General features: G+C 65.5%; 5 protein-coding genes and 1 tRNA gene. All 6 read left to right on the plus strand.

The window, feature by feature from the left end; translation table 11 throughout:
* The first annotated feature begins 274 nt into the window (after positions 1-274).
* Positions 275-1300, plus strand: a complete 1026-nt coding sequence (locus EOC06_RS18530; protein ID WP_127321173.1) for a glucokinase — start codon at positions 275-277, stop codon at positions 1298-1300.
* Positions 1301-1437: 137 nt separating this feature from the next.
* The gene (locus tag EOC06_RS18535) at positions 1438-3297 is read left to right on the plus strand and encodes an ABC transporter ATP-binding protein (RefSeq protein WP_128308458.1); all 1860 of its coding nucleotides are present in this window, start codon (positions 1438-1440) and stop codon (positions 3295-3297) included.
* Complete coding sequence (dapB, locus tag EOC06_RS18540; protein WP_128308459.1) at positions 3294-4115, plus strand: 4-hydroxy-tetrahydrodipicolinate reductase; 822 nt, start codon at positions 3294-3296, stop codon at positions 4113-4115. The genes EOC06_RS18535 and dapB overlap by 4 nt, the downstream gene beginning before the upstream one ends.
* Positions 4116-4147: 32 nt before the next feature.
* Positions 4148-4768 carry a 2,3-bisphosphoglycerate-dependent phosphoglycerate mutase gene (locus EOC06_RS18545; protein WP_128308460.1) on the plus strand — a complete coding sequence of 207 codons (621 nt, stop codon included), beginning with the start codon at positions 4148-4150 and terminating at the stop codon, positions 4766-4768.
* A 73-nt stretch (positions 4769-4841) separates the two neighbouring features.
* Positions 4842-4926 (plus strand) — tRNA-Leu (locus EOC06_RS18550).
* Between the two features lie 149 nt (positions 4927-5075).
* A partial coding sequence (locus EOC06_RS18555; protein WP_128308461.1) for a cyclic nucleotide-binding domain-containing thioredoxin-disulfide reductase occupies positions 5076-6371 on the plus strand: 1296 nt, incomplete at its 3' end.

A 6371-nucleotide genomic window follows, 5' to 3' on the forward strand; every position in this document is an offset into this window, starting at 1 on the left:
CTTGCCAAGCACGATGAACGCTTTCACGGCGACGCCCGAGATCGGCGTGCCGCTGCCGCGACCGCGGCCGCCTGGAAACTGACGATCACGGCTTATAGCCTATAGGCAGACTCAATCGGTTCAGCGCCTCATTTTGCGAAACCGTGGCGGTTTGGCCGCAGAGCCGGCCTCAGCGCGCCGCCCGGGTCGAAAACCGTTTCCCTTTTCAAACCCATGCGCTAGTCAACGGAAGAACGGCCAGACGCCGTCGGGGGCGCCGGAGACGGACGAGAGCATGCCACGCACAGGCGACGACGATACTTTGTTGCGGTTTCCGATCCTGATCGGCGACATCGGCGGCACCAATGCGCGCTTTTCGATCGTGCTCGACGCCAATTCCGAGGCAGGCGAGCCGACCATTGTCCAGACGGCAAACTACAACACCATCGACGAGGCGATCCAGGCGGCCGTGCTCGACCGCTCGTCGGTGCGCCCCAATTCGGCGGTGCTGGCGGTGGCTGGCCCGGTCGACGGCGACGAGATCGAACTCACCAACTGCCCCTGGATCGTCAAGCCGAGGAAAATGTTCGCCAGCCTCGGCCTGAGCGACATCGTCGTGCTCAACGATTTCGAGGCGCAGGCGCTGGCCGTCGTCGCGCTCGGCGAGGAGCACATGGAAAAGATCGGCGGCGGCACGCCGGAGCCCAATGCCGGGCGCGTCGTGCTCGGTCCAGGAACCGGGCTCGGCGTCGCCGGGCTGGTCCACGCGCTGCATCACTGGATACCGGTCCCCGGCGAGGGCGGCCATATGGACATCGGCCCGCGCACACCGCGCGATTTCGAGGTTTTTCCGCATATCGAGAAGCTCGAAGGCCGCGTTTCGGGCGAGCAGATCCTGTGCGGACGCGGTCTGGTCAATGTCTACAGGGCGGTAGCCAAGGCGGACGGCAAGCCGTCGCCCTTCACCACGCCGGCCGAGATCACTGCCGCGGCACTTGCGAAAACCGATCCGGTTGCAGAGGAAGCGCTGGAGATCTTCGTCACCTGCCTTGGGCGCACCGCAGGCGACCTTGCTCTGGTATTCATGAGCCGCGGCGGCGTGTTCCTCACCGGTGGCATCGCGCAGAAGATCGTGCCGGCGCTGAAAGCCGGCAATTTCCGGGCCGCTTTCGAGGACAAGGCGCCGCACAGCGCGATGATGCGCACCATGCCGGTCTACGTCATCACCCACCCGCTGGCCGCACTGCTGGGCCTTGCCGCCTATGCCCGGAACCCCTTGCTGTTCGGTGTCCAGACGGAGGGCCGGCGCTGGCAGGCCTGAAAGCCGGCGAAGCGCTCGCGCCCCGCGACGAAGTTAATCAGGTGCGGGCATAGGCAATCAGGCCGCAGGGCGTTAAGAGGGGTGCCGAATTTGCAGCCCCGGTCCCACGAGGCGGAAAACCACAAAGCGCTCCCGATTTGACACTTGAAGCTCCAAACAAACAAAAAGCCCGGCCCGGCGAGGTCACAGCGGTGCTCCGCCGCATCCTCGCTGAAAACGGCAAAGAGTATCGCTGGACCTATGTCGTCGCCGTCTCTTGCCTGCTGATCGTTTCCGGCACCACTGCCTTCACGGCGTGGATCATGGCCCCGATGATCAACCAGATCTTCTACGAACGACGCGGCGATATGCTCTGGTTGATCTGCGCCGGTTTCATGGGGGCCTCCCTGCTGCGCGGCTTCGCCGGTTACGGCCAAGCAGTCGCGTTGGCTAGTATCGGCAACAATCTGGTCGCGCGCTACCAGAAGCGTAGCTTCGACCATCTGATGAAGCTCGGCGTCAACTTCTTCAACGATACGCGTTCCGGTCGGCTGGCGGCACAGGTCAGCGAGAATGTCGGCGGCGTTCGCGATCTGCTGTCGCTGACACTGACCTCCATCAGCCGCGACGCGGTCACGCTGGTCGCTCTCGTCGGCGTGATGATCTATCAGGATCCGGTGTTGTCGCTCAGCTCGCTGCTGATCGGCCCTCCACTGATCTGGGCCGTCGTCTATATCACCCGCCGACTGCGGCGTATCAACCGGGAATCCGTCCTGATCAATTCGCGGCTGAACGGGTCCGTGCAGGAAGCCACGCAAGGCATCGCCATCGTCAAGGCCTTCACCTTGGAGGCCGAGCTGGCGCGCCGCATCGGCATCATGGCGGACACGGCCGAGCAGCGTAACAACAAGATCGCCCGCGTCTCGGAGCGGCTGTCGCCGATTTCCGAGATTCTGGGCGGTCTCGCCATCACCTCCGTGCTTGCCTATTCCGGCTACCGGGCGCTGTATCTTGGGCAGCCGCCGGGCGCGGTTTTCTCCTTCATCACCGCACTGATCATGGCTTACGATCCGGCAAGACGCCTGGCGCGCACACAGGTGGGCATGGAACGTGCCCTGGTCAACGCGCGCATGATCTACGAGTTGCTCGACCTGGAGCCGAAACAGGGCGACGCACCCGATGCCGTCGAGGCGAGGATCACCACCGGCGAGGTGCGTTTCGACAATGTGACGTTCGGCTACAGCGCCGACATGCCGGTGCTTAGGGACCTGAGCTTTACCGCCCCGGCCGGCAAGGTGACGGCGATCGTCGGTGCGTCGGGCGCCGGCAAATCGACGCTGGTGGCGCTCTTGCAGCGCTTCTACGACGTCGATCGGGGCAGCATCGAGGTCGATGGCCAGGACATCTCGAAGGTAACCAAGCATTCGCTGCGGCAGTCGATCGCCTATGTGGCGCAGGCGCCCTATCTGTTCGAGGGCACGATCCGCGACAACATCCGCTACGGCCGTCTGTCGGCCACGGACGCCGAGATCGAGCAGGCGGCGAAACAGGCGGCAGCCGACGAGTTCATCCGCCAGCAGCCGCAAGGTTACGACACGCCTGTCGGCGAAGGCGGCTCGACCCTTTCCGGCGGCCAGCGCCAGCGCGTCTCGATCGCCCGCGCCATCGTGCGCCAGGCACCGATCCTGCTGCTCGACGAGGCGACATCGGCGCTCGACAACGAGGCGGAGGCGCGCGTCCAGGAAGCGCTGACCCAAGTCATGCAAGGCCGCACGACCATCGTCATAGCGCATCGGCTGTCGACGGTGGTCAATGCCGACCACATCATCGTGCTGGAAGAGGGACGGTTGGTCGAGGAAGGCACCCATGCGACGCTTATGGCCGACCCGGACAGCATCTATTCCCGCTTCCACCGCATCCAGGGCAAGAAGGGACTGGGGCTTGTCGAGGACCGCGAGCCGATCCAAACTCCGGTCCGGGCCACGCGTGCGAAGAAGACTGCTGTGAGGAGCACATGAGCGAAGCAGGCGATATGGGCCTTGTGGTGGTGGGCGCTGCCGGCCGCATGGGCCAGACGCTGATCCGTGCCATCCACACCATCCCCGGCGCGCGGGTCATCGGCGCGGTCGAGCGGGCGGGTTCGCCCTATCTGGGCAAGGACGCAGGCGAACTGGCGGGCATCGGCATCATCAATGTGCCGATCGGCGACGACCCGTTGCCGGTCTTCGCCAAGGCAGACGGCGTGCTCGATTTCACCACCCCGGCCTCATCAGTCGAATTCGCTGGCTACGCCGCGCAAGCGCGCATCGTTCACGTCGTCGGCACGACCGGGTGCACGGCCGACGACAATGCGAAAATCGCGGCGGCGGCGCGCCATGCGACCATCGTCAAGTCGGGCAATATGAGCCTCGGCGTCAATCTTCTGGCGGTGCTGGTCGAACAGGCGGCGCGCGCGCTCGATGCCGACGATTTCGACATCGAGATCCTCGAAATGCACCATAAGCACAAGGTCGACGCGCCGTCGGGCACAGCACTTCTGCTCGGCGAAGCTGCCGCCGCCGGGCGCGGTATCCCCCTTTCCGGCAACGACGTGCGGGTCCGCGACGGCCACACCGGCGTGCGCAAGACCGGCTCGATCGGCTTTGCCACGCTGCGCGGCGGCTCTGTCGTCGGCGACCACAGCGTGATGCTGGCCGGCACCGGCGAGCGCATCACGCTTGCCCACCATGCCGAGGACCGCGCCATCTTCGCTCGGGGCGCCGTCAAGGCGGCGCTTTGGGCGCGCGGCAAGAAGCCGGGGCTGTATTCGATGCGGGACGTGCTCGGCCTCAGCTGAGCGGCCAATCTGCCAACCTGAAGGGAGCAAACATGTCGAGAACCCTCGTGCTCGTGCGTCACGGCCAGAGCGAATGGAATTTGAAGAACCTGTTCACCGGCTGGCGCGACGTCGACCTGACCGAGCAGGGCCACGCCGAGGCCAAGTCCGCGGGGCAAAAACTCAAGGCGCGCGGCCTGAAATTCGACATCGCATTCACCTCGGCGCTGATCCGGGCGCAAAAGACCTGCCAGCACATCCTCGACGCGGTCGGCCAGAGCGATCTGAAGACCACCCGCGACCAGGCACTCAACGAGCGCGACTATGGCGACCTCTCCGGCCTCAACAAGGACGACGCCCGCAAGAAATGGGGCGAGGAGCAGGTGCATGTCTGGCGCCGCTCCTACGACGTGCCGCCGCCCGCCGGCGAAAGCCTGAAGGACACCGGCGCCCGAGTCTGGCCCTATTACCTGCACGATCTGCAGCCGCATGTGCTGCGCGGCGGCACCGTGCTGGTCGCCGCCCACGGCAACTCCCTGCGCGCGCTGATCATGGCGCTCGACGGCAAGTCGGGCGAGGAGATCGTCAAGCTGGAACTCGGCACCGGCGTGCCGGTCATCTACCAGCTCAACGCCGATTCCACCGTCGCTTCGAAGGAAGTGCTGGACGACTGAGCCGACGAACGGAGCACCTGCGAAAAAAGCGCGTTGACAGCAATCGCTTGCCCGCTTACATGAGCCCGCACCAGCCCAGATGGCGGAATTGGTAGACGCGCACGGTTCAGGTCCGTGTTCCGCAAGGAGTGGAGGTTCGAGTCCTCTTCTGGGCACCAAATTCCCGTTTCGAACCATTCGCCGGTTCAGAAACTTAGAGAAAAAGCCCGGCTCGTCCGGGCTTTTTCTTTGCCGCCAACCTCCCCTTCCGGCCAGTCCCCTCACAAACCGCTTCAAACTCCGCGCCCGCTTCGCTACGCTCAAAACCATGGCTCAATCCACCACCCAGATATTCGGTGCCCGCCGCGACCAGGCGTTCCCCACGCTGGCCGAGGTGGATATCGACCGCATGCGCCGGTTCGGCGAGGCCAGCGCCTATGCCGCCGGCGAGCACATCATCGAAGCAGGCGATGTGGCGCCCGGTCTGATCGTCGTGCTGTCGGGCAGCGTGGACATCACCCAGGACGGCGGGCTCGGCCGGCGCGAGACGATCGTCACCCATGGCCCCGGCAGCTTTGTCGGCGAGCTGGCGCAGCTTTCGGCCCGTCCCTCGCTGGTCAATGCGCAGGCCGCCGAACCGGTGGAGGCGTTCGTCATCGCCTCGCAGCGGCTGCGCGACCTGATGGTGCAGGAGGCCAATCTCGGCGAGCGCATCATGCGGGCGCTGATCCTGCGCCGCGTCGGGCTTTTGGAGAGCGCCACCAGCGGGCCGATCATCATCGGACCCCAGGACAATGCCGACGTATTGCGGCTGCAGGGTTTCCTCGCCCGCAGCGGCCAACCGCACCGCGTGCTCGATTCCGGCAGCGACCCCTGCGCCAAAACCCTGGTAGAACGCTTCGAGGTCGATCCGCACCACCTGCCGATCGTGCTCTGTCCAAACGGCAGGCTGCTGATGAATCCCGGCGAAAAGGACCTCGCCCGCTGCATCGGCCTGCTGCGGCCGATCGATGCCGATACGGTGTATGACGTGGCCATCGTCGGCGCCGGCCCGGCAGGGCTGGCGGCGGCGGTCTATGCGGCCTCCGAGGGGCTATCGACGATCGTGCTCGATTGCCGCGCCTTCGGCGGTCAGGCCGGCGCCTCGTCGCGCATCGAGAACTATCTCGGCTTCCCCACAGGCATTACGGGCATGGCGCTGATGGCGCGCGCCTACAACCAGGCGCAGAAATTCGGCGTCGAAATGGTGATACCGGACGAGGCGAAGCTTTTGAGCGCGGCCACCGACGCGTCAGGCGCCCGCTATCTGCTCGATGTCGGTGATGGCGAGACCGTGCGCACGCGCAGCGTGGTGATCGCCAGCGGCGCGCGCTATCGCCGCCTCGACATCGCCAATCTGGCGCGGTTCGAGGGAACGTGCGTGCACTATTGGGCGTCGCCCATCGAAGGGCGGCTTTGCGCGGACCAGGAAGTGGCGCTGGTCGGCGCCGGCAATTCGGCCGGGCAGGCGGCTGTCTACTTGGCTAGTCATGCGCGCAAAGTGGCGCTGCTGGCGCGCGGCGGCAGCCTCGATGCCAGCATGTCGCGCTACCTGGTCGAACGCATCAAGGCGCAGCCGAACATC

Origin of the sequence: Mesorhizobium sp. M7A.F.Ca.MR.362.00.0.0 (genome assembly GCF_004023175.1) — a bacterium.
Lineage (GTDB): Bacteria > Pseudomonadota > Alphaproteobacteria > Rhizobiales > Rhizobiaceae > Mesorhizobium.

What these genes read in the sequence shown, in the direction of transcription:
- EOC06_RS18530 (WP_127321173.1), top strand. Translation starts at nt 275, where the DNA reads ATGCCACGCACAGGCGACGACGATACTTTGTTGCGGTTTCCGATCCTG.
- dapB (WP_128308459.1), top strand. Translation starts at nt 3,294, where the DNA reads ATGAGCGAAGCAGGCGATATGGGCCTTGTGGTGGTGGGCGCTGCCGGC.
- EOC06_RS18545 (WP_128308460.1), top strand. Translation starts at nt 4,148, where the DNA reads ATGTCGAGAACCCTCGTGCTCGTGCGTCACGGCCAGAGCGAATGGAAT.